Raw genomic sequence first — 24919 nt, forward strand, 5'->3', positions numbered from 1 at the left:
TAATGTCGTAGTGATTGACGAACTGAGAAGTCTCCTTGGCGACCGCGTCTCGACCGCCGAGGCGGTGCGCGAACACCACAGCCACGGCGAGTCGTGGCACGCCGCCGGCATGCCCGAGGCGGTGGTGTTCCCCACTTCGACCGATGAGGTCAGCGCGATCGTCCGGATCTGCGCCGCGCACGGCACGCCGATCGTGGCGTTTGGCATGGGCAGCTCGCTCGAGGGTCACGTCAACGCTGTTCACGGCGGCGTCTCGATCGACATGACGCGGATGACACGGGTGTTGCGGCTCAGTCCGGAAGATCTCGACATCACCGTCGAGGCGGGGCTGACGCGGCTCAAGCTCGACGCCCACCTGAAGAACACCGGCCTGATGTTTCCGATCGACCCCGGTGCCGATGCCACCATCGGAGGCATGACGGCGACGCGCGCCTCCGGCACGACCGCGGTCCGCTATGGGACGATGCGCGACAACGTGCTGGGATTGACGGTGGTGTTGGCCGATGGCCAGGTCATCACGACCGGCGGCCGCGCCAGGAAGTCGTCGTCCGGATACGACCTCACGCGGCTGTTGGTCGGCTCCGAAGGCACGCTGGGGGTGATCACCGAGGTCACGCTCAGGCTGTACGGTAAGCCCGAGGCGGTCCGCGCCGCCGTGTGCCCGTTCGAGTCGATGGCCGGGGCCGCCGCCACCGTGATCCAGACCATCCAGCTTGGCATCCCGGTCGCCCGCATCGAGATCGTGGACGAAGCGCAACTGCGCGTCGTCAACGCCTACTCCAAGACCAACTACCCAATTGGGCCGACGCTGTTCTTCGAGTTCCACGGCATCAGCGACGTGATGGTTGACGAGCAGATCAAGGCGGTCGAAGAGATCGCCCGCGAGCAGGGCGCCAGGGGCTTCCAGTGGGCCTCGACCCTCGAGGACCGCAATACTCTGTGGACGGCGCGCCACAACGCCTACTACGCGACGGTGGCGTCGCGCCCCGGCGCCCGTGCCTGGACCACCGACATCTGCGTGCCGATCTCGCACCTGGCCGAGTGCATTCTCGAGACCCAGGCCGACCTGAAGGAGGCCGGCGTGGTCGCGCCCCTGGTCGGTCACGCCGGCGACGGCAACTTCCACCTGATCTTCATGCTCGACGCCAACGACCCGAAAGAGTTCGCGCAGATCTCGCGCCTGAACGACCGGCTGGTCGAGCGGTCGCTGAAGTTTGGCGGCACCTGCAGCGGCGAGCACGGCGTGGGCATCGGCAAGCTCAAGTACTTGTCGAAAGAGCACGGCGCGTCACTCGACGTCATGCGCGCGATCAAACGTGCTCTCGATCCAAACCACCTCATGAATCCGGGTAAACTGATCCCCGACTGAAGTTCAAGCGACACAGGAGGTCAGGAGACCAGGAGAATACTTTTCATGGACTACTGAAGAGTTGCTCCTGATCTCTGGATCTCTTGTTATTCTGGAGCAGCTTGGCTAAGCGAAAAGAACCTTCCCTATTCGATCTGCCCGACAGCGACGACGCTGGAACGCCCCCGCCGGCGGGGCGCGGGGGATTTAATCCCATTGGCGGCGATGGCACCTCGAATGTCTCGTTGCACGAAGCGGCGCAGTCGCGATACCTGAACTACGCGTTGTCGGTGATCACCTCGCGCGCGCTGCCGGACGTGCGCGACGGGCTCAAGCCCGTGCAGCGCCGCATCCTGTTCACCATGTGGCAGCAGAACCTGACCGCCGACGCCAAGCACCGCAAGTGCGCCAAGGTGGTCGGCGACGTGATGGGTAACTTCCATCCGCACGGCGACAGCGCGATCTACGAAACGCTGGTTCGCATGGCGCAGTCGTTCTCGCTGCGCTATCCGCTGGTCGACGGTTCGGGTAATTTTGGTTCGCTCGATGGCGACGGCGCCGCGGCCATGCGCTACACCGAGTGCCGCCTGGCTCGCCTGTCGGACGAGGTGCTGCAGGAGATCGAACAGAAAACCGTCCCGTTCCGTCCCAGCTATGACGGTACCAAGGTCGAGCCCGTGGTGTTGCCGTCGCGCGTGCCCAACCTGCTGATCAACGGCAGCACCGGCATCGCGGTGGGCATGGCCACCAACATCCCGCCGCACAACCTGAACGAGATCATCACGGCGCTCGTCAAGCTGCTCGACAATCCTGACCTGACGACGCTGCAGTTGTGCCGCTGGGTGAAGGGGCCGGACTTTCCGACCGGCGGCCAGATCCTGAACTCGCCCGACGAGCTCAAGGAGATCTACCGCACCGGCTCGGGCTCCATTCGCCTGCGCTCGACCTGGGAAGCGGGTCCCGCGTCGCGATCCGAGAAGAAGCTCTACATCACGAGCATTCCCTATGCCGTGAACAAGTCCCAGCTGGTTGAACAGATCGGCGACGTGGTGCTCAGCCGCAAGATGCCGTACCTGGTGGACGTCCGCGACGTGTCCACCGACGACGTGCGGATCGAGCTCGACGTCAAGGCCGGCGCCGACGACAACCTGGTGATGGCGTACCTGTTCAAGCACACCTCGTTGCAGACGACGTTTGCCGTGAACATGACCTGCCTGGTGCCGACCGAGAACGCCGAGGCCGGCCGGCCGGAACGGCTCGACCTCAAGCAGATGCTGTGGCACTTCCTCCACTTCCGTCTGGAGGTGGTAACGAACCGTCTCGAGCACGAGTTTGAGCAACTGAGCCGCCGCATCCACATTCTCGAGGGCTTCGAAAAGGTCTTCGATGCGCTCGACGAGATCATCAAGATCATCCGCAAGTCGGACGGCAAGGCCGATTCGGCGGAGAAGATCATGGCGCGGTTCTCGCTCGATGCCGAGCAGACCGATGCGATACTGGAACTGAAGCTGTACCGGCTGGCTCGCCTCGAGATCCAGGTGATCCAGACCGAGCTCGGCGAAAAGCGCAAGCGCTCGCGGCAGATCGCCGGTTTGCTGAAGGACGAAGAGGGCCGTTGGAAGCTGGTGCGGTCGGAACTGGAGGAGATCCAGGCCAAGTACGGCCACCCGAAGATCGATCCGCGCCGCTCGCTGATTGAAGAAGCCGAAGAAATCGAGTACTCCGCCGAATCCTTCATCGTCGAAGAAGACAACGTCGTCATTGTCTCGCGCGATGGCTGGGTGAAGCGGCAGAAGGAAGTGAAAGACCTCACGACGACGCGCCTGCGCGAGGGCGACAGCGTGCTGGCGGCGGTCGTCGGCAGCACCCGCGCCACCATGGCGTTTTTCACCAACTTCGGCGTTGCCTATACCAGCCGCATTGTCGACATTCCCGCCTCGACCGGCTACGGCGAACCGGTGCAGAAGCTGTTCAAGTTCAAGGATGGCGAGAAAGTGATCGCTGCCGTTAGCCTCGATTCGCGCGTCGCGAAGAAGATCGAGGCCAAGAAGGAAGGCGACGTCCCGCCCGTGCACGCGGTCGCGATCACCAGCGATGGTTACGCCATGCGCTTCTCGCTGCAGGGCCTGGTTGAGGCCAGCACCCGGTCGGGCCGCCGCTACGCGCGCACGGCCGAGGGCGCCGAGGTCGTGACCGTGGCGCTGACGACGGGCACCGAGACGGTGATTGCGGCGACCAGCGCCGCTCGCGCCATGCTGTGCCCGGTGGAGGAAGTGAACTTCCTCTCGGGTCCCGGCCGCGGCGTCATCCTGATCAAGATCGATTTCCCCGAAGACAAGGTGATCGGCGCGCTGGTCTCAACCGGCGACCGCGATCTGCTGACGGTGGAAACGTCGCGCGGCGCCGAACAGACCATCAGCACGACGAAGTATGAGATCGTCGGCCGCGGCGGCAAAGGCCGCGAGCTGATGCAGCGTGGCCAGTTCACCCGGGTGGTGCCGAACGAGGTGCCCCTGCCGACCTTGGAAACCAGTTAGAGGAGACATTGATGCCGCAGTAATTGATCGAACGCAACATTCCGGGCGCCGGCAAGCTCACCGCCGCTGACCTCCAAGGCATCTCGCAGAAGTCGTGCGCCGTGCTGAACACGCTCGGGCCGACCATCCAGTGGGTGCACAGCTACGTGACCGACAACCAGATCATGTGCGTCTACCGTGCGCCAAACGAGGAGATCCTGCGCGAGCACGCGAAGCAGGGCGGCTTTCCGGCCGACAAGATCTCGGAGATCAAGACGACGATCGATCCCACTACTGCCGAGTAGCTCGATGACGACCCTGCGCGCCTGGAGCGTGCTGTCCCTGATGCTGCCGGCCCTTGCGGCGGCACAGGGCCAGCCGTCGCGCGGCCAGATCCTGGCCGGCGGCCGCGACATCATCCAGAAAGCACGCTACTGCTCGTTCATTACGGCCGGCGAAGACGGCCATCCGCAGGCGCGTATCGTTGATCCGCTCGGGCCGGACGACAACTTCACGTTCTGGATCGCCACCAATCCACTGACCCGGAAGGTCGGGCAGATCCGTCGCGATCCGCGGGTCACGTTGCTGTGCTTTGACGCCGCGACTGCGAGTTATGCGACCGTGCTCGCCAAAGCGGCCATCGTCACCGATGCCGAGGAGAAGGCACGCCATTGGAAAGCGGCCTGGACGCCGTTCTACTCCGGCGGCGCCCAAGGCAGCGACGTGGTGCTGGTTCGCCTGTCGCCCTCTCGTCTCGAGGTCGTCGGCGTGTCGCGCGGACTCAATCCCGATCCCAAGACCTGGCTGCCGCTGGCGGTAACCTTTCCCTGACGCTACGCCGGGCGGACCTCGCGGCAGAGTTGATTCCTGCCCTGCTGCTTCGCCCGGTACATCAGGGCGTCCGCCGCCTGCACCATCGGTTCCAGATCCGAGGGTGGAGTCAGGAACGTGACGACGCCCACGCTGGCGGTCACGCCGTCTGACATGTCGGCCAGCGTCCGGGTAAGCATCTCGTAGAGCCGGGTGATCGCGGGCCCGACCTGTTCCGCGCCCAGTTCGGGAAACAGCACCGCGAACTCGTCGCCACCCATCCGCGCCGGCAGGTCGGCGGCCCGCGTCGCGGATCGCAGCGCCTGCGCCACGGCCTGCAGCAATCGATCGCCGGCCGCATGGCCGTCGCGATCGTTCACTGTCTTGAAGTAGTCCAGGTCAATGTAGGCCAGCGTGACCGGCCGCCGCGTGCGGCGGCACAGCTCGATCATCCGACTGCCGTCCTCATACCAGGCGCGGCTGTTGGCGAGCCCGGTCAACGAGTCGATGCGAGCGAGTTCGCGCTCGCGGAGTTGCGATTGCCGCAGCGTCGCGACCAGCCAGCCGACGATGGCGAAGGACGACCCTTGGACCAGCGTATTGAAGACCCAGAAGAGCGGATTGGTGTACTGGAGACCGGCCAACTGGTTTGATACAAACCAGCCGAGCGACGCCAGGACGGCCGCCGCCAGGGCTCCGCCGCGCCCGAAATGCCAGGCGGCTAGAGCGATCGGCGCGTAGTACAGCGGGAAGGTGCGCAACTCGAAGCCACTCTGGAAGTCAACGACGGCGATCACCAGGAGGCTCAGCAGAATGATTCCGAGGGCGGCCGGTCGGCTCATTGCAATCAAGAGTAACTGTTGCCGAGGGCCCGTGCGGCTCGACTTGCCCTTGGCCGACGACTCGTCTGCACGAGACGTGTCACAATCACGCCATGGCGAACGCCGGGTGGCTGCAGCGATGCGCGGTCGTGTTCAAGCGCACGCATCCCATGGTCTGGATCGGGATGGGTTCCGCGTTCCTCGCCCTGGGGACCTTCGGACAATCACCCGTCTACATGGGTCTCGGCGGGGCGTTGCTGGCCGTTGGCCTGACCGCCCACAAGCGCAGCCGCTCCGAGTGACCCCGAGCGCTTGGCGAGGCCCCTTCACTTGCCCGGCGCCAGCGCCTCGGCAATCACGCGGCGCGAGACGTCCTCGTGGTTGGCTGCCCCCGGCACGCCGCCGCGCCGCTGGATGATCCCGACGAAGACGACCTCGTTGGCGGGGTCGATCCAGAACCAGGTGCCGGCAATGCCCCACCACCAGTAGCTGCCCTTGCCGACCTGACGCTTCGCCGCCGCCGGATCGAGGACCACTGCGAAGTCGTAGCCAAAGCCTTGGGCTGGCGAGAACTGCGCCTGGCCGATGCCGAACTGCGAATTGAGCACCTGGTCGCTCAATACGTTCGTACGCATCATGTCGACGGTGTCCTTCTTCAGGTAACGCCTGCCATCGAACTCGCCGCCGTTGAGCAACATCTGGGCAAAGCGGAAGTAGTCGGCCGCCGTCCCATAAAGACCGCCGCCTCCGGACGGCAAGCCGGGTGCGCTCGTCGCGGTCATCTCGCCAGGCGCCGGCGCGAGCGCGGCCGTGGCCTTGTCGTACGCGTAGAGGGTCGCGACGCGCGACAGTTTGTCCGGGGGGACGTAGAAGGCGGTGTCGATCATCCCCAGCGGATTGAACAGCCGCGTGCGCAGGAATTCGGGGAACGACTGGCCCGAGAGCTTCTCCACCAGGTATCCCTGGATGTCGACCGACACGCTGTAAACCCAGCGGGTGCCGGGCTGATAGAGCAGCGGCAGCGTCGCCATCGTGTCGATGAACGCCTTGAGGTTTGGCTGTCCCAAGGGATTCGCCGCCTGGTACAGCTTGTCTACCGGCGAGTTGCCGAACAGTCCATAGGTGAATCCCGCCGTGTGCGACATCAGCTCGCCCATCGTCGGTGCGTGTCCGGGAGCCTCGAGCATCATCGCGCCGTCTTTCTCGCCGGCATACACCCTCAGGTTCGCAAACTCGGGGATGTGCCGGGCGATCGGATCGGTGGGCTTCCACTTGCCTTCCTCGTACAGCATCATCATGGCGACGCCGGTCACCGGCTTGGTCATCGAGTAGATGCGGGCAATGGTGTCGGTGCGCATCGGCGTCTGCGTGTCGAGATCCTGGTAGCCGTACGACTTGTGCTGCACGACCTTGCCTTTGCGCGCCACCAGGGTCACGACGCCAGCCAGCTGCTTCTTGTCGACAATGTCCTGCATGCCGGCGTCCATCCGGTCGAGGCCTCCGGTAGTGAACCCGACGGCTTCGGGGGCAGCCACCGGCAGCGCCGGGACGGTGACCACCGCCGTCCGGCGCTGGGTGTGGACGGCGGCCGGCGCCAGCACCGCTGCGACGATGGCCGCGGCGGCAAGGGATGAAAGCAATCGAGTGCGCATGATTCGCAACTGGCCCTCCAAGTCGAGGTGATTATCGACGCTTGGCCTCCGGCCCGCAAGAGAGGCGGCAGCTCACACGGGTGCTGCCGCGGCTGAGTACAATCGCCAGTCAAGATGATGGCTATTGACCTGTCGCCCGAGATCACCAAGAAACTCCAGGCCTCGATTAAGCGCTACGAGTTTTCCTACTGGCCGCCGGCCGGTCGCAGCCAGAGCTAGGCATGGCGATCTACATCGGCCTGCTCCGCGCCATCAACCTGGGCTCCCATAACAAGGTCTCGATGGCCGACCTGAAGACCTGGCTGGCGGACCTCGGCATGAAGAACCCGCAAAGCATTTTGCAAAGCGGGAACCTGGTATTCGAGAGCCCCTCGCGTGCGACCGGTCCCCTCGAGAAGCTGCTGGAAACCTCGGCCGCGAAGCAGCTTGGTCTCCAAACCGACTTCTTCGTACGCACCGGCGCCGAGTGGCAGCAAGCCATCGCCGACAACCCGTTCCCGACAGAGGCGAAGCTCGACCCGAGCCACATGGTGTTGATGTGCCTGAAAGACGCGCCGCCGCCGGCCGCGGTCAAGGCGCTGCAAGAGGCGATCAAGGGGCGGGAGGTGGTCAAGGCGAAGGGCCGGCACGCCTACTTCGTCTACCCTGACGGCATCGGCACGTCGAAAGTCACGATGACGCTGATTGAGAAGAAGCTCGGCACGACCGGCACGGCCCGCAACTGGAACACCGTGCTCAAACTCAGGGATCAGGGATCAGGGATCAGGGATCAGGGATCAGGGATCAGGGATCAGGGATCAGGGCGTTCCCCGTTCCCCGTTCCCTGATCCCTGATCCCTGATCCCTGATCAGAACGACATCTGCATGCCGAAGCGGATATAGCGCGCGTCCATGATGGCGGTCGGTCTCATCCACGCGTTGGTCGCTGGGTTGGCACCATACGTTTCGTTGACCCTGGTCACGGTGCCCGCGTTCAGGATGTTGAAGAAGTCGGCGAAGCCCTGGATGCGGGTGCGGTTGCCGACACGGAAGGTGCGGCCGAGACGCAGGTCGAGTTGGTTGAAGGTGTCCAAGAACACGGTGTTAGGTTGAACGAGGTTGACCCCGATCGTGGTCGCGCCGGCCGTCGAGCCAACGATCGGCCGGCCGGCGATGCCGGCGGTCACCGTGTAGTTGGCGGCCACGCTCGGCCCCGGCCGCGACAGGAACGAGCCGCTCAGCTGGAACTCATACGGCAGCTGATACGCGGCCGACATCTTGAACGTGGTGCGGAACGGCGGCACCGCGTCACAGAAGCGCGCGCTGTTCGGGTTGTCGCGCTCGTCGCACGAGGTCGTCGCCCGGCGGTCGGTGGTGATGCCGCCAAACAGCAACAGCTTGGTGAACCGCGCGTTGGCGCTCACTTCGAAGCCGTTGTAGACCGAGGTGTTGATGTCCGAGAACGTCCGGAGGTTGTCGGTGGCCACGCCGAGCTTGTTCGCGTTCAGCGAGTGCATGGTGATGGCGGCGCCTGAGGCCGGCAACCGCGGATCGGTCGGGGTGGCAATCGAGAACGGCGACCAGTCGGTGACCGCCAGGTTGGTGTTGTCGGTCACATCCAGGTTGTAGAACTGGCGCCGGTAGAAGCCGGCGGTCATCGACAGGCGATCCAACAGCTGGTGCTGCACGGTCGCGTTGTATTCCCAGTTGTAGCCGCGCAGCAGATCCGGATCGGGCCGGCTGGTGATGCCGCCGAAGTTCGACGTGCCGCCGAACACCTCGCCCGTCTGGACGTTGCCGGCGGCATCGTAGAGGGACTTGTTGCGGTCGAGGTCGATCCAGGCGCGGGGCTGCGTCGAATAGGTCATGCCGTTGAAGATCGCAGCGTAGCCGGCCGCGGCTGAGGCGATGTACTTGCTCGCATTCACCTTGAGGGCGGTCTTGCCGTTGCCGAACACGTCGTACGCCGCGGCCATGCGCACCGACCAGTCATTCCAGTTGGGAACGTCCTTGATCTCGGCGAAGCTGCGCGCCTGGATCCACGTGCTCGCCGGCGCCGACTGGGCGGGGACCATCGCGTTGAAGTGGTCGAAACGGCCGCCGAGGTTGAGCGTGAGCTTGTCGATCGTCCAGGTGTCCTGGATGAAGAAGCCAAAGTCGTTCTTGACTTTCTGTTGGGCCGTGGTGGGGCCGTTGTGCACGACGACGGCGATCGGGCAGGGCAGCGCGGTGCACGGGATCGGGTTGGTGGCGCTGGCGGGCGCGCCGAGGAGGCCGTTGTTGAACACCAGCGTGTTGATCTGGGCGTTCGACGAGAACGTCCTCGAGTTGGTGCCCCACTGCATGGTGACGCCGGTCTTGAAGGCGTGCGAGCCGGTGATGTAGCTGGCCGACGCCGCGGAATTGTAGCTCTTGGTCCAGCTCGTATACGGCGGAATCGTGTTGCCGCAGGCCACCGTCAACCTGCCGGTGGTCTGTTCCAGGCGGGGCAAGTCTGTGGGGCCGACGCTTTCACGGCAGTTCTGTTCGTAGTCCTGCGTGTAATACGAGATGCCGGCCTCGAGCAGCAGCTTGTTGGTGGTGGTCTGCGTCCACTTGAGCTGCGGAACCCAACCCAACCCGAACGCGTCGGTCGAGGCTTCGGGCGATGTGGTCGGCAGGGTGTTGAAGCCGTTGAAGAACTCGCCGTTGTACTGGCGGTCGAGATAGAAGCGGACCTTGTCCTTCTGCGACGCCTGCCAGGTCAGCCTCGTCACCGCGCTGTAGTTCCCCATGGCCTGGCGATATGCCTGGCTGCCGTCGTCGAACGCGGAGCTGGCGACGTAGGTCTTGTTGTCCTCGTACTTGTAGGTGAAGTAAAACCACAGTTTGTCGCGTTTGATTGGGCCGCCGAACGACGGGTTGATCTGGTAGGTATAGGCGATGCTGGGCTGCGGCACGCCTGCCGCCCTCACCTCGTCCGACCGGTTGTCGGCCTGCAACCCACCGTTCATGCCGTAGGCGAAGAACGTGCCGGAGAAGGTGTTGCCGCCGTCCTTCGGCGTGCTGTTGATGCGCAAGCCGCCGTTCTGCATCTCGGCCGACTCGGCGCCGGTGGTAAAGGTGACTTCCTGGATGCTGGCGTCGTTCATGTAGAACCCGCTGTACTGGCCGCTGCCGCACAGGTTGTTGACGCGCAAGCCGTCGATGGCGATCACCATGTCGGCGGTGTTCGAGCCGTGCACGCTCATGCTGTATTGCCCCAGCACGAACGGCGTCACCGTCGTGCCCGGCAGCAGCAGCGCCCGGGCCGGCGTGTTGCGGATGGGCGTGGGAATCGAATCGAGAATGTCGCGGTTGGCCACGAACTGGGTCCGGTTGTTGGTCACGTCAACGGTCGGCGTCGCGCCGGTGACCGTGACCGACTCTTCGAGCGCGCCGACCTCGAGCCCAACGTTAATCTGCGCCGAGAAGGCGCCCTCGAGCACCACGTCCTCGCGCCGCACCGTCTTGAACCCCGGCAGGGTGAACACGACCTGATAGCGCCCTGGGCTGAGGTCCACGATCCGGTACTGCCCGGACCCGTCGGTGACCACGGTGCGGGCCTTTTCGATCAGCGCCGGGCTGGACGCCTCGACCGTGACCCCGGGCAACACGGCGCCGGATCCGTCGCGGACCACGCCGGCGATTGAGGCCTGCGCACTGGCCTCCCTGGACGTGATGAACAACGCCACACAGAGGACTGCTGCGCACAACACAACTCGACGCATGTTCGACTCCCTCGGGTTCGATGGATTGACGAAGTGATGCCGTGCATCAGTCGCGGACATTAAGGGGGACTGGCCGTGGTGTCAAGACAATTGGATACACGCCGCCCGGAATATCATGGCCCGGCATGACGCCCCTTACGTCCTGTGACACCGCCCCTCTCTTCCGTCCGTTGTCGCGGCAGTTGGTGGGCTTGTTGCGGGCATTGCCGGCCGACGACTGGCTCCGGCCCACGGTCGCGGGCGCCTGGCGGGTGCGCGACGTGGCGGCCCACCTGCTTGACGGCCAGCTACGCAAGCTCTCGGCCCAGCGCGACGTCCACCTCACCCCGCCCGATCGCCCCATCCAGTCGGACCAGGACCTCGCGCGGTTCATCAACGCGGTCAACGCCGCCGGCGTGGCCTTTGGCGCGCGCCTGAGCACCGCGGTGTTGACCGACCTGCTCCAGCACGCCGGCGAGCAACTGGCCGACCTCGTGACCAGCCTCGACCCCCATGGGCCGGCGATCTACGCCGTGAGCTGGGCCGGCGAGCAGCAGTCCGAGAACTGGATGGACACCGGGCGCGAATACACCGAGCACTGGCACCACCAGATGCAAATCCGCGACGCCACCGGCCGCCCGCGGTTGCTGGCGCCGCGATGGCTCGAGCCGTTGCTCGCGATCTCCGTGCGGGCGTTGCCCTATGCCTATGCCGGCGTGCGCGCGGCGCCCGGCACCACCATCACGCTCGCGGTCACCGGTGAAACGACCGGCAGCTGGACGCTCGTGCGCGTCGACGACCGCTGGCAGATCTGGCGCGGTCGGCCGGCGGCGCCAGACGCGATGGTCACGATCGCGGCCGATGATGTGTGGCGGATGTTCTACAACGCGCTGGCGGGAGACGCACTGCGGCGGCGCGTGACGGTGGCGGGAGATGCCGACCTGGCCGCGCCGTTGCTGCGAGCCAGGTCGGTCATTGTGTAGTTATTTCTTCTTTGCGATCTTCAGTTCGCCGAGCTTGGCGACCATATCGGGACCAGCCGACGTGGCCTTCACCGCGGTGTCGATGTGGAGGATCTTTCCGTCCGGGTCGATGTAGAACGTCCACCGCCGCGCCATGCCGGTGGCGCCGAGGACGCCGTACTTGGCGCCGATCTCCTTGGTGACATCGCTCAGGATCGGATAGTCCGCCTCGTGCATCTGGGCGAACTTCGTGTTGTCCTCAATCGCGTCCGTGCTGATCATGTAGTACGCGACGTTGTACTGCCGGATGAGATCGCCGCTCTCACGGAGCGACTTGCATTCGGCCGTTCAACCACCGGTAAAGGCTTTCGGGAACCACGCGAGTACCACCGCCTGCTTGCCCTTCGACTCGGCGAGCGTGTGGGTCTTACCATCCGATCCGGGTGCCGAGAACGCGGGGGCCATGTCACCAACCTTCAATTCCGCTGGTGCCTGGGCCATGCCCGCCGCGCTCGTCACCAGGCTCAAGGCGGCGCCGACGCCAATCTTGAGCCATGACTTCATACGCATGAGCTGATCCTCCACTGGCGAATGGTACCCCAATTGCGGGACTAGAATCGATACTGTGAGAGTTTGGGTGCGACGGGGGCTGGTCATTCCGGCGGCGATAGCCGCGGGGATGACGTTGGGCGCCCTGTTACTCATTCACACCCCGTGGGCGCGCAGTCGTGCCCTGTCCTGGGCCGGCGATTTCGTCGCCCGCTACGACCTGGTACTCAGCGCGGACGCCCTGAGCTACAACGCGCTGACCCGCCGCATTACGCTCACCGGCGTGCGCCTCGCGGCCGAGGGCCACGACGACCGGCCATTCCTGGTCGCCCAACGCGTCGAAGTCACGCTGCCGTGGATGGTGTTCCGCGGCCGCTTCGCCATCGATCATCTCAGCATCGACAACGGCATTGTCGACATCGTTCGCGACGAGAACGGCGTGACCAACCTGCCGCCGGGCTCTGACCAGCCCACGCCGGAGACGGCGCGCCGCCTCGACCTGCGCGGCCTGACGCTGCGCGGCCTCGACGTGCAGTACGCCGACCTGGTCCGCGACTGGGGCGTCAAGATTCCGCAGATCGAGTCAGCGCTCACCAGCGGCGCGCTCGGCGCCGAGGGCGCGTTCGCCGTGCGGGGCCCGCTTGCCGTGCGACTGCGCGAGCGCACCTTGACCATGGCCCCCTTCGACACGGTGATAACCTTCGATGGTTCCGACGTGACGTTGGCCGACGCCCGGCTGGTCTCGTCGGAACTGAACGCCTTTCTGAGCGGCACGATCCACCGCGTGCTGGATTCGCCAAGCCTGGCCCTCACGCTCAAGGGCACCGTCGCTCTCGAGCACGCCACCAAATGGATCCCGCCGCCGCCCGTGCCGGTCGGCGGCCTGGTCACCATCGACGGCACCATCGCCGGACCGACCAGCGACGTCGTGACGACGCTGCGCGTGTCGAGCAACACGCTCGCGGTCGGGCGCGAGCGCGAGCTCACCCTGTCGGGTCCCGTGCTGGTCACCTTCGAATCGTTCTCGGGCACGGCGCTCGCCATCGTCCCGCGATCGGGCGGCGAGATTCGCGCCGACTTCAACGTGCCCTGGGGCGGCACCGCGATCAGCACGGCCACCGCCTCGTGGCGGGCGCTCGACGCGCAAACCGCGCTCGACATGGCCAACGTCACCCCGCAGGCGATTGCCGCCGGTTTCGACGGCAGCGGCACGTTCGAGTTCGGCGAGCCGCGCCGCTTCGCGATCACCAACCGCGCCACCGGTCGCGCCAAGCGGAACCACGTGGCCATGACCGGCACCCTCCGGGCGACGATCGTCGGCGACGACTACCGCTTCGATCACAATCACACGCTGCCAGGTGCGGCAATCGAGGGCCGCATGGCGGGCCGCATCAACCGCGATTCGGCGTTGCTGTCGACCATGACCGGCCCCGCGCATGCGCGGGTGAGCGACGTCGCCACAGCGGCGCAAGGCCTGGCGATGCTGGGGTTTCCGGTCCCCGAGATCGCCGCCGACGTGCATGGCGCGATCGACGTGCCCATGACCCTGGCGGGTTCCTACAAGCTGCCGCAGATCGAGACGCAGGTGTCGGGCGATGACGTGGACGTGCCGCTGCTGGGCCGCGTCCGTCTCACGACGCACCTGGTCGCTGACACCACGCGCGCCGACATTACGAATCTCGAGGTGCGCCAGGGCTCGTCGCTCATCACCGGCAACGCGGTCGCCAACATCACCGAGAGCACCTGGACCGGCCAGTTCAACGTCGATGCCCCCCGCGCCGAAGAGTTGCAGGCCGATGTGCCCGAGGCGTGGCGCGTGGCTGGTCCGCTGACGGTCGGCGCGACGCTTGGCGGCACCTTCGACGTTTACAGGCTCGACACCACCATCACCGGTTCGGCGCTGACGTGGGCCGGGCAGACCATCGACACCGCGAACGCAAAGGCCGTGGTGACCCCCGATGCCATCGACGTGACGTCGCTCGAACTGCGGCAGGGCGTGGGCTTGCTCGACGGCCGCGTGCGCTACGCCTGGGAGACCGGCGCGTACGACGCCAGCCTGAAGGGCGACCGGCTGTCGTGGCAGGGCGCCCTGCTTGCGCCCAACGACACGCAGGCCGTGTTCTCGATGCAGTTCGACGGCAAGGGCACCACTGCCCAGCCGCGTGGGCAGGGGCGCGTGGACTTCTCGTTGACCGGCGGGGACGCCGGCACCCTGATCGGCGCGGGTGAAATGACGGCGGACCTGATGGGCGATCACGCGCGCGTCGTCGTCCGGTTGCCCTCGATTGGCGCACTGGTCAACGCCGACGTGGCCACCGCCTCGCCTTACGACTACAAGGCGACGGCCATCCTCGATCGCCTCGAACTGGCGAGGCTGGCGCCGTTCCTCGACGCCGTCGAATCCGAGATCCTTGGCTTCGCCAGCGGCACGGTGACGGCGTCGGGCCGCTTCGCCGACGCCCGCGACCGCGTCGCCATTGTCAACCTGACCGAGCTCGACGCCGGGATTGGCGGCGTGCCCGTGAGCTTGAACGCGCCGGTCCACGTCGTGTTGCGCGGCGACGATGTGACGCTCAAGGACCTGAATGTCCGCATCGGCGCGGGCCGGTTGACGGCGGCGGGTGAGTGGAACACGAAACTCGACGGTGCGTTCCAGGGACAGTTCATCGGCGAGTTCCAGGACGCCATCCGCATGGGCCGCGCCGTGGGCGTGCCGGTCACCTTCGACGGCTCGGGCCCGCTGTCGTTGGACCTCCGATCGAACGGCAGCCGCGCCGGCACCCTCGCGACGCTGTCGCTCAAGGCCGGCACCTTCAACTGGGGCGGGGGTCCGCCAGCGGTCACGAACCTGAACCTCGAGGCCGTGCTGCAGGGCGAGTCGCTGACCGTGTCGCGGCTCTCCGGCGATGTGGCCAGCGGCGGCGTGGTGGGCAGCTTTGCCGCCACCGCGCAAGCCGAGGTCCCGGTCCTCGAACTGTCGGCCATCGTCGGTGAGCTCACCGTCGATGCCGCCAAGTTCACGTTCTCTGGGATCCCGGTCGAGCAGCAGCGGCCGTCGCGGGTCGAGTTCGCGCGCGGTTCGCTGGCGGTCGCCGACATCTCGTGGATGGTGGCCAACAACCCGCTGGTGATTGACGGGTCGGTGGGCTTTGCCGCCGAGGACCCGCCGCTCGACCTGTCGGTGCAAGGCCTGATTGACCTGCGCGTGCTGTCGGCCTTCGTCAGCACGCTGGCGTTCGACGGCAACGCCAACCTCAACACCTTGATCGGCGGCACCGTGTCGCGCCCGCTGTTCGACGGCGAGGTGGCCCTGCGGGACGCCGAAATCGCGATCGCGGAACCGCGCCTGGTGCTGTCGGACCTCAACGGAGTGATCCTGCTCGACGGCCAGCGCGTAGTGCTCGACGGCATTAGCGGCCTGGCCAATGGTGGCACGCTGGGCCTTGACGGATCGCTGCAGGTGTCGGGCGTCGACGCCATCGACGGCGTCGTCAACATCCAGGCCAAGGGCGTCGCGATCGAACTGATCGACGGGCTGCGCAGCGAACTGGACGCGCTGATCACGTTTCGCCCCGACCCCAAGGGGCCGACCATCACCGGCGACATCCGGGTGGTGCAGAGCGCCTACGCCGAAACCATCACGCTCGCGGCATTGGCCCGCCGCGCGACGCTACCGGTCTCGCCAACGCAGCAGCAGCCGTATCTCGATCGCGTGCGGCTGAACCTGAACGTCACGACCAGCGATGACATGACCGTCGACAACAACTACGGCCGGCTCGCGGCTGCCGTCAACGTGCGTGTCACCGGCACCGCGGCGGCACCCGGCATGGACGGGCGCATCACGCTGCGCGAAGGTGGCGAGATCTTCCTGGCCGGCCGGACCTTCCGCATCACCCGCGGCGACATTTCGTTCACCGATCTGCGCCGCATCCGGCCCGAGTTCAACATCGTCGCCGAGGCGCCGCTCGGTGGTGGCGACATGGCCACCCTCACCTTGACCGGGACGCTGGAACGGCCGTCGATCGACCTGACGTCGGAAGACGGGTCGCGGACGCCGGGCGAGTTGGCGGCACAACTGCTGGGCCAGACCAACACCGGCACCGCGCTCACGCTGCTGTCGGCCGACCTGCTGGGCGTGACCGGGCGGGCGATTGGCCTCGACACCTTCCGCGTCGAGCGCGGCGAGTTCGAGGATCCCGACTTCCGCGACGACCCGTCGTTGATCGGCAACGATCGAACGGACCCGACCACGCGCTTGACGCTATCGAAGCGGTTGAGCCGCAAGGTCGAGTTCACGGTGTCGCAGAACTTGCGCGAGAGCGGCAACACCACCTTCGTCATCAGCTACTACGTGACGCCGACCATCGAGATTCGCGGGTTGTCGCGTGACGACGACACCGCGAGCGTCGGCATTCGCCATCAGGTGACGTTCGGCGGCGGCGTCGGCCGCAAGCCCACGGAGCTGCGCGTGAAGCAGAAGGTGTCGGCGATTACGTTCGCGGGCGTCGAGCCCGCCGTTGAGCGGGAGGTGCGCGCCGAGATCTCGCTCGATCCCGGCGACGACTTCGATTTCCTGGTGTTGCAACGCGACGTGGACCGGGTCCGCGATCGCTTCAAGAAACAGGGCTATTTCGAGGCGCGCGTGCGGACCCGCCGCGTCGACGTGCCTGAGTCAGGCACCGTGGTGGTCGAGTACACGGTGGACCGCGGCCCGCGCACGGTCCTCGAGGTCATCGGTGCGACCCTGCCGTCGAGCCTCACCGAGGACCTCGAGGAGGCCTGGCATCGCAACGCCTTTGATCAGTTCCTGATCGACGATCTCACGCACCGGGTTCGCCGCTACCTGGTCGGCACCAACGAGTTGGGCAGCGTCGTGGTGGGCACGGTCGATCGGCCGCTGCCGAATACCAAGCGGCTGACCATCGAGGTGACCGAGGGCGTGCGGGTCAGCGGCCGCGAGATTCGGGTCACCGGTCACCAGGCGCTGGACGGGGACCGGCTGCTGGACGCGATCGAGGCGCAAGGGCTGGACGTAGAGGCGTGGCTCAACCGCAGGCCGGTCGAGGAACTGCTCGTCACCGCCTACCACGCGGCCGGGTACCTCAAGGCCCAGGTGACGGGTGGCCCGTTGACCATCGACGGCGACACCGGCGTGCTGCCCATTACCATTGTCGAGGGCCCGCAGACGCAGGTGACGAGTGTCCAGTTCGAGGGCGTGCCCGAGCGCCGGCTGGCGGCCATCCAGAAGGCCGCCGCTATGCAGACACCTGCGCCGTACGTGGCCACCGAGGTCAGCGCCGCCCGCCTCCGGGTCGAGGAGCAGTACCGGGGAGACGGCTTCAATGCTGCCGACGTCGAAGTGCTGCCGGAAGTGGCGGCTGACGACACCGTTCGCCTCACGTTCGCGATCACGGAGGGGCCGCAGCAGGTGCTGCAGGAGGTCGAGACGCGCGGTCTCGAGATCACGCGCGGCGACGTGCTCACCGGCTCGCTGCGCTTCGAGTTGGGCCAGCCAGTGGATCTCGACGCCTGGGCGGTGGCGCGCAAGCGCCTGTACGACACCAACGTGTTCCGGCTCGTGGACATTCAGGCCGTGCCGGTTGGCGAGCCGGTCGATGGCGTTCAGCCGGTGAAGGCCCTGGTGGTGGTGCAGGAGTACCCCCAGTGGACGTTCCGCTATGGCTTTCAGCTGGAAGGCGACCGCGAGCTCAAGCTCGATGAGTTCACGAGCACCCGCAATGCCGGCGTGGTGGCCGAACTGAAGAACCCGAATCTGTTCGGCCGCGCCCTCACCTTCGGCGCGTTCGGCATGTATCAGTACGATCGCCAGGACGCAACGCTGTTCCTGGCCACGTCACGGCTGTTCGGCTGGCGGGCCCGGTCGAGCCTGTACGGGTTCTACTCCCGCGATCACATTCGCGACGATGACGGGCAGGAGATCGTCGCGATCAACGACGTCCAGGGCTTCAGCGCCGACCAGCGCTGGCGGCCGCGCGGCCTGCAGGTCGTCTACGGCTACCGCTTCGAGCGATCGCGGACCTACGACCCCGAACCCGGCAACGACGTGGTGCCGCTCGACTTCGTCAGTAACCTCGCCTCGCTCAGCAGCGCCGCGCTGTGGGACCGCCGCGACGATCCGCTGGCGCCGGTCAAGGGCACGTTCTCGTCGGCGTCGATCGATCACGCGGCGTCGTGGCTCGGTTCCGACGTCAGCAATCGCAAGCTGCTGGTGCAGCAGTACACGTTCGGGTCGCTCGGCCGGGTCGTGTTCGCGTCGCGCGTGCAGTGGGGCAAGAAGTTTGGGCCCGACCCGCTGTTGCCGAGCGCCCGCTTCAACGCCGGTGGTGCCACCAGCGTGCGCGGCTACGGCGAAGACAGCCTGGGACCGCGCGACTTCTTTGGCCTGCCGCTCGGCGGCGAAACGCTGCTGGTGCTCAACCAGGAAGTGCGCTTTCCGATCTATCGATGGATCAATGGCGTGAGCTTTGTCGATGCGGGTGACTTGCTGGGCAGTGACGAGGCGTTCAGCTGGAGCGCCCTGAAGATTGGCTACGGTGGAGGACTGCGTTTCTCGACGCCGGTCGGCATGCTGCGGGTGGACTACGGTATTCCCGGCTCGGCCCTGTCCACCGCGACCACCCGGAAGCCCAACAGCCTCAGCGGAGGCCGTTGGTACTTCGGGATTGGGCACATCTTTTAGTTGAAAGTTGAGAAGTTGAAAGTTGGTAGTTTTAGTTGAAAGTTACAATGACAGTGACAGTTTCAAGTTACTGAACTGAAACTGAAACTTTTGAACTTCAACTACCAACTACCCACTCGTCAACTTTCAACTGACAAGGATCATTTCAAGCTGCGCATAATCGCCTGCACCGCCTGGCGCTCGGGCGCTTCAGGGGCCAGGCGCAGGAACGCTTCGAAGTGCTCGGCGGCCTTCGGCAGCTGGCGTTGGCGCTGGGCCGCGAGGGCCGCGTAGTAATGCGCGTAGGCCAGGTCGGGCTTCAACTCGAGGGCGCGGTTGAACGCCGGCGTCGCCGTGCCCCAGTCGCTGCCTTTGCTCGCCGACAGCCCGAGTTGATAGAACGCGAATGGGTTCTCGCCGTCGGTTTGCGTGGCTCGGCGCGCGAGCTCGACCGCGCGGCCCGCGTCGTTGGCGGCGAGTGCTTCGCCAGACTCGCCGACGAGGCTCCAGGCCGGACCGTTCCCCTTGAGGCGCGCGAACTCGGCGGCCACCCCTTCCATGTTGTTGAGCTTGAGCAACGCCTGCGCCGCCAGGTAGGTCGACGCGGGGTCGCCGTCACGGGCAGCCTCGACCACCTGCTCGTAATTGCCCGACTGGAACAGCCGCTGGACTTCGGGCTTCTGCTCCGCCGCGGCCGAAATTACCGGCGCGCCGGGCACAATCCACACGCCCAGGGCGAGCATTGCCGCGAAAAGCGTCCGGTTTTGTGTGCACATTGACTTCATTTGACTACTCCACCATTCCCTACTGCAACCACCGTGCCGACAGGTATACTGTAACCACACCTCCCCGGGTGACCCCTCGGAGGCCTGCAGACTTGGTGGCTCGCAACATTTAGCCACTCCGGCTACGCGCCAAGCCTCCACGCCCCCAAGGTTTCTCTAACTCGAAAGTAACGAAACTACATGTCAGATCAAAGACTGAAGATTGCCGTTTTCATCGATTTCGACAACGTCGAAATCGGGGTGAAGACGACCCTCGGGCTGCCCTTCGATATCGGCGCCGTGCTCGAGGCGATCAAGGAACGTGGTGAGATCATCACCAAGGTCGCCTACGGCGACTGGAAGCGGTCCGGCGACTACGGCCGCGCCATGGCCCAGCACGCCGTGCGTCTGGTGCAGCGCGTGCCGACGCCCGGCGGCGACAAGAACGGCGCCGACATCAACCTCGCGCTCGACGCCCTCGAAATGGCGTTCACGCATTCCCACATCAACGCCTTCGTCATCGTCGGCGGCGACAGCGACTTCATCACGCTGGTCGAGAAGCTGAAGCAGTACGACCGCAAGGTGTTCGTGGTCGGCGGCCGCGCCTTCACCAGCCAGGTGATGCAGAAGAACTGCACCGAGTTCATCGCCTACGAGAACGTCGTGCCCGATCGCCGCCCCAGCCAGCCGCGGCCCGAGCGCGGCAGCGGCGAGCGGCAGCCGCGCCAGCAGGGCAGCGGCACGCAGCCAATCGAGCAGTCGGTGGCGCTCGTCAAGCGCGCGCTCAAGGTGCTGGCCGACCGCGAGGTCTCGCCGCAACTGGGCCTGCTCAAGAGCACGCTGTTGCAGCTCGACTCGTCGTTCTCGGAACGCGACTACGGCGTCGGCAGCTTCCGCGATTTCGCCGACAAGCTGGCCAAGCAGGGCATTGTCACGCTGAAGCACCAGGGCCGCAGCACGCTCGTGGAGTTGAATGAAGGCGACGCGAGCGTGGTGGAGACCGCGGCCGCAGCCCCCATGATAGTGCTGACCGATGTTTCGAGCGAGACCATCTCCGCATCGCGCGAAGCCGGCCGTCGCGCCGCGCGCGAACTGCTGGAGCAGCCCGACCCCGGTCCCGGCGCGGCCGACCTGGACGACGAGAAGGAAACCCGCCCGGCGCCGACCGAGCCGGCGTCGCTTGGCGACGGCGTCGCCCTGGTGCGCCGCCTCCTGGCTGAAGCGGCGACGCCGCCGCGCTGGCCGATGTATCCGCGGCAGTTCAAGCAGTTCCTGAAGGCCGCGCAACCGGACTTCGACGAGCGCCGCTACGGGTCGATCGCCGACCTGATGCGCGCGTGCCAGAAGGACGGCATCCTGCGTCTCGAACGCGACCGCCAGGGTGGCCTGCGCGTGTTCGCCAACGGCGCCACCGCGCGCGCGACGGTTCCCCACGGGTGGGGCCTCGTCGTGAACAACACGCAGCCACCGGTTGAGTCGCTCGAGTCGATCGAGCCGTCGCTGCTGGTCGAGCCGCTGCCGCCGGCGGTGGCCGAGCCGATCGCGGAGCCGGTTGACGTCGACGGCAACGTCGAAGCGACGCCGAAGACCGCCGCCAAGGCCAGGAAAGCGCCACGCGCGAAGAAGACCGCCGCGCCCGCCAAGGCCGAGAAGAAGAAGGCCGCGCCCCGCAAGAAGAAGGCGTAGTAAACCTCGAGGAACCTGGAGCGCGCTTCAGGTTCCTCTATAATCGTCCTTCGCGTGTCCACCACTTACACCGCCAAAGACATCACCGTCCTCGAGGGACTCGAACCCGTACGCAAGCGCCCCGGCATGTACATCGGCGGCGTCGGCAGTACCGGCCTTCATCACCTCGTCTGGGAGACGCTCGACAACTCCATCGACGAGGCCATGAACGGGCATGCCTCGAACATCCGCGTCACGCTGCACAAGGACGGCTCGTCGATCACCGTCGAAGACGATGGCCGCGGCATTCCGGTCGATGCTCATCCCAAGACCAGGAAGAGCGCGCTTGAAGTGATCTTCACCGTGCTGCACGCCGGCGGCAAGTTCGAGGCCGGCAACTACAAGACCGCGGGCGGCCTGCACGGCGTCGGCGCGAGCGTCGTCAACGCCCTGTCGCGCGAGCTGGTGGCGACGGTGCGGCGCGACGGCCACCAGTACGAGATGACCTTCAAGCAGGGCAAGCCGCAAGGCAGCCTCAAGAAGGTCGGCCCGGCCCGCGGCAGCGGCACCACCGTGTTCTTCAGGCCCGACCCGCAGATCTTCCCGAAGGTCGAGTTCGAGGCCGCGCTGATTCGCGAGCGGCTGGAGGTGGCCAGCTACCTGCATCGGGGCGTCAAGGTCACGTTCGAGGACGAGTCCACCGGCCAGAAGGACGTCTTCCAGCACGAGGAGGGCCTGGTCGACTACCTCAGGAAGATCGTCACCGAGCGCAACGCCAAGCCGGTGCACGAAGCGCCGTTCACCCTCGAGAAGGATGGCGCGACCAAGCTCGAGCTGGTGCTGCAGTGGACCGAAGCGACCGACGAGAGCCTGCGCAGCTACGTCAACGGCATTCCCACCGCGTCGGGCGGCACCCACGAGAACGGCTTTCGTGCCGGCCTGGGCAAGGCCGTCCGCAACTACATCGAGACGCACAACCTGTCGCCCAAGGGCGTGACGCTCAGCGCCGAAGACATTCGCGAAGGCCTCACCGGCATCCTGTCGGTGTTCATCCAGGAACCGCAGTTCCAGGGACAGACCAAGGATCGGCTGAACAATCCCGAGGTGATGTCGGCGGTCGACGGCCTGGTGCGGCCGGGCCTCGAGCACTGGCTGAACAACAACCAGTCGATCGCCGAGGCAATTGTGGCGCGCATCATCCTGTCGGCCCGCGCGCGCGAGGCCAGCCGGGCGGCCGCGTCGGAAGTGGTTCGCAAGGGTCCCACCGCCGGGCGCGTCAACCTGCCGGGCAAGCTGGCCGACTGCACCAACCCCGGTTCGATCACGAGCGAGTTGTTCGTGGTCGAAGGCGACTCGGCCGGCGGGTCGGCCAAGCAGGGCCGCGACCGCGCGCGCCAGGCGATCTTGCCGCTGCGCGGCAAGGTGTTGAACACCGAAGGCGTGTCAACCGCGAAGGTGCTCGAGAACAAGGAGCTGGCCGACCTGGTGACGGCCCTGGGTTGCGGGGTCGGCAAGAACTTCGACCTGAACCGCATGCGCTACGGCAAGGTGATCATCCTGGCCGACGCCGATTCCGACGGCCATCACATCGCGACGCTGCTGCTGACGTTTATCTTCCGGCACCTGCCTCAGCTGATGGCGGCGGGCCGCGTCTACCTGGCGCAGCCACCGCTGTATCGCATCGACATCGGCAAGGACACCTTCTGGGCCCTCGACGAGCAGCAGAAGGAGCAGATCCTGAAGACCAGGACCGGGCGCGCCGTCCCCGAGATCACCCGCTTCAAGGGCCTCGGCGAGATGATGCCGAAGGTGTTGTGGGAGACGACGCTCAATCCGCGCACGCGCCGGCTGCTGAAGGTCGAAGTCGCCGACCAGCTGGTGACGGACCGCGTGATCAACGAACTGATGGGCAAGGACGCGTCCGCCCGGTTCCGCTTCATCATGGACCGGGCCGAGGACGCCGTGGAGCTCGACGTTTAAGGGTAGAATTTAGGCCGTTTGTCTGAGCCGCCGCAGAAGAAATCGCCATTCGATCGGTCGCTCGTCGAAGGCCCCATCGGCCCCGCCGTTTGGAAGCTGGCGTGGCCGACGATGCTCCAAAACGTGATCGCCGGGCTGCAGGGCGTCGTCGATCACATCCTGGTTGGCCACCTGATTGGTTATGCCGGTAACGCCGCCATCGGTGTCAGCTGGCAGATCTTCCTGGTCGTCATCGTCTTTATTGCCTCGCTGTTCACCGGCCAGGCCGTGCTCGTGGCGCGCTTCGTCGGCGCCGGCGACGTCGATCGCGTCAACAAGACCGTGCAACAGGCGCTGCTGACCGCCATCGCCATGTACGCGGTGATGGGGCCGGTCGGGTACTTCGCCGCGCCGTACCTCCTGGAAATGGTCAACGCCTCTGGCGAGGTCAAGGCGCTGGCGTTGCCGTTTCTCCGCATCAACTTCGCCCTGAGCTTCGGCATGCTGTCGTTCTTCATGCTGACCTCGGCGCTGCGCGCTGCCGGCGACACCAGGACACCGCTTCGGCTCGGCGTGACCATGACGGTGTTGAACGTGATCTTCAACCTGATCCTGATCCCGGGACTCGGCCCGATCCCCGCGCTCGGGACCGCCGGCTCCGCGCTCGGCACCGCGATCGCCGCCAGTTCGGTCAGCGCGTATGCGCTCTACCAGCTGTTCAAGGGACGGTTGGTGTTCAGGGTGTCGCGCCACATGGACTGGCGCCCGGACTGGACGATCATCCGCGCGCTGTTCCGTTTCGGCCTGCCCACCGGCGTGCAGGGCATTGCCATGAACGTCGCCGGCGTGTTGATGCTGCGCTACATCGGCTCGTTGCCGCAGAGCGCGGCCGCCCAGGCGGCGTTCACGATTGGCTATACCGAGCTGTTCTCGATGATCACGTGGACCTCGGTCGGCCTGATGGGCGCGGCGGCCACGATTGCCGGGCAGAACCTGGGTGCCGGCCATCCCGAGCGCGCCATGCAGGGCGTGCACGCGGCGTCGCGCATCGGTCTCGGCGTGGCCGCGTTCGTCGGGCTGCTCTTCGTGACGATCCCACAAGTCCTGCTCGGCGCCTTCGGCGCCACCGAACCGGCGGTGGCGGCGCTCGGCCAGCAGCTGCTGCAGTACCTCGCGGTGTCGGGCTTCTTCATCACGCTCGCGCTGACCTACACCGGCGGCCTGCAGGGCACCGGCGACACCCGCAGCCCGCTGTTCATCACGCTGGCGTCACAGGTGGCGGTGCCGATCGGGATGGTTTGGCTGATCCAGGCGGCCCGTCCGCTGCAGGCCGGCGACATCTGGCTGGCGATCGTCCTCGGCCACTTCACCCGCTGCGTGCTGACGGTGCTGCGCTTCCGCCAGGGCAAGTGGCGCAACATCGTCGTCGCTCATTAACAAGAGATTAGGAGTTCAGGAGAACCAAGCATAAATTTCTCTTGGTCTCT

At 66.0% G+C, this 24919-nt stretch carries 16 protein-coding genes; 11 read left to right on the forward strand and 5 right to left on the reverse strand.

Features of this window, described 5'->3' with window-relative positions; all coding sequences use genetic code 11:
• Positions 1–10: 10 nt before the first annotated feature.
• The 4 genes from Q8T13_16785 (at position 11) to Q8T13_16800 (ending at position 4695) form a co-directional block, all read left to right on the forward strand.
• Positions 11–1369, forward strand: coding sequence for an FAD-linked oxidase C-terminal domain-containing protein (locus Q8T13_16785; GenBank protein MDP3719420.1), 1359 nt, complete (start codon positions 11–13; stop codon positions 1367–1369).
• A gap of 224 nt (positions 1370–1593) precedes the next feature.
• Positions 1594–3885: a DNA topoisomerase IV subunit A gene (locus Q8T13_16790; GenBank protein MDP3719421.1), complete on the forward strand. Its 2292-nt coding sequence runs from the start codon at positions 1594–1596 to the stop codon at positions 3883–3885.
• 23 nt (positions 3886–3908) lie between these two features.
• Positions 3909–4169, forward strand: a complete 261-nt coding sequence (locus Q8T13_16795) for a DUF4242 domain-containing protein (protein MDP3719422.1) — start codon at positions 3909–3911, stop codon at positions 4167–4169.
• A gap of 4 nt (positions 4170–4173) precedes the next feature.
• A complete protein-coding gene (locus Q8T13_16800; GenBank protein MDP3719423.1) occupies positions 4174–4695 on the forward strand; it encodes a pyridoxamine 5'-phosphate oxidase family protein in 522 nt (173 codons plus the stop codon).
• A gap of 2 nt (positions 4696–4697) precedes the next feature.
• On the opposite strand, the gene Q8T13_16805 is transcribed toward Q8T13_16800, so the two are convergent.
• Positions 4698–5516, reverse strand: coding sequence for a GGDEF domain-containing protein (locus Q8T13_16805; GenBank protein ID MDP3719424.1), 819 nt, complete (start codon positions 5514–5516; stop codon positions 4698–4700).
• Positions 5517–5608: 92 nt separating this feature from the next.
• Here Q8T13_16805 and Q8T13_16810 point away from each other — a divergent pair, with 92 nt between their 5' ends.
• A complete protein-coding gene (locus Q8T13_16810) occupies positions 5609–5797 on the forward strand; it encodes a hypothetical protein (protein ID MDP3719425.1) in 189 nt (62 codons plus the stop codon).
• 24 nt (positions 5798–5821) lie between these two features.
• Here the strand turns inward: Q8T13_16810 and Q8T13_16815 are convergent, their stop codons facing one another.
• On the reverse strand, positions 5822–7147 hold the full coding sequence (locus Q8T13_16815) for a serine hydrolase domain-containing protein (protein ID MDP3719426.1): 1326 nt from the start codon (positions 7145–7147) through the stop codon (positions 5822–5824).
• Positions 7148–7368: 221 nt separating this feature from the next.
• Between Q8T13_16815 and Q8T13_16820 the strand changes: the two genes are divergently transcribed.
• Positions 7369–7974: a DUF1697 domain-containing protein gene (locus Q8T13_16820; protein ID MDP3719427.1), complete on the forward strand. Its 606-nt coding sequence runs from the start codon at positions 7369–7371 to the stop codon at positions 7972–7974.
• A 21-nt stretch (positions 7975–7995) separates the two neighbouring features.
• On the opposite strand, the gene Q8T13_16825 is transcribed toward Q8T13_16820, so the two are convergent.
• A complete protein-coding gene (locus Q8T13_16825; GenBank protein ID MDP3719428.1) occupies positions 7996–10839 on the reverse strand; it encodes a TonB-dependent receptor in 2844 nt (947 codons plus the stop codon).
• Positions 10840–11000: 161 nt separating this feature from the next.
• Here Q8T13_16825 and Q8T13_16830 point away from each other — a divergent pair, with 161 nt between their 5' ends.
• Complete coding sequence (locus tag Q8T13_16830) at positions 11001–11837, forward strand: maleylpyruvate isomerase family mycothiol-dependent enzyme (protein MDP3719429.1); 837 nt, start codon at positions 11001–11003, stop codon at positions 11835–11837.
• On the opposite strand, the gene Q8T13_16835 is transcribed toward Q8T13_16830, so the two are convergent.
• On the reverse strand, positions 11838–12281 hold the full coding sequence (locus Q8T13_16835) for a redoxin domain-containing protein (GenBank protein MDP3719430.1): 444 nt from the start codon (positions 12279–12281) through the stop codon (positions 11838–11840).
• 160 nt (positions 12282–12441) lie between these two features.
• Here Q8T13_16835 and Q8T13_16840 point away from each other — a divergent pair, with 160 nt between their 5' ends.
• Complete coding sequence (locus Q8T13_16840; GenBank protein ID MDP3719431.1) at positions 12442–19065, forward strand: translocation/assembly module TamB domain-containing protein; 6624 nt, start codon at positions 12442–12444, stop codon at positions 19063–19065.
• Positions 19066–19205: 140 nt separating this feature from the next.
• Here Q8T13_16840 and Q8T13_16845 read toward each other — a convergent pair whose 3' ends face one another.
• Positions 19206–19787, reverse strand: coding sequence for a tetratricopeptide repeat protein (locus Q8T13_16845; protein MDP3719432.1), 582 nt, complete (start codon positions 19785–19787; stop codon positions 19206–19208).
• Positions 19788–20009: 222 nt separating this feature from the next.
• Here Q8T13_16845 and Q8T13_16850 point away from each other — a divergent pair, with 222 nt between their 5' ends.
• The 3 genes from Q8T13_16850 to Q8T13_16860 are packed head-to-tail and all read left to right on the forward strand — an operon-like array spanning position 20010 to position 24869.
• Positions 20010–21494, forward strand: coding sequence for an NYN domain-containing protein (locus tag Q8T13_16850; GenBank protein ID MDP3719433.1), 1485 nt, complete (start codon positions 20010–20012; stop codon positions 21492–21494).
• Positions 21495–21548: 54 nt separating this feature from the next.
• A complete protein-coding gene (locus Q8T13_16855) occupies positions 21549–23453 on the forward strand; it encodes a DNA topoisomerase IV subunit B (GenBank protein MDP3719434.1) in 1905 nt (634 codons plus the stop codon).
• An 18-nt stretch (positions 23454–23471) separates the two neighbouring features.
• On the forward strand, positions 23472–24869 hold the full coding sequence (locus tag Q8T13_16860; GenBank protein ID MDP3719435.1) for an MATE family efflux transporter: 1398 nt from the start codon (positions 23472–23474) through the stop codon (positions 24867–24869).
• Positions 24870–24919: the final 50 nt, after the last annotated feature.

This window comes from Acidobacteriota bacterium (assembly GCA_030697165.1).
Taxonomy (GTDB): domain Bacteria; phylum Acidobacteriota; class Vicinamibacteria; order Vicinamibacterales; family UBA2999; genus 12-FULL-67-14b.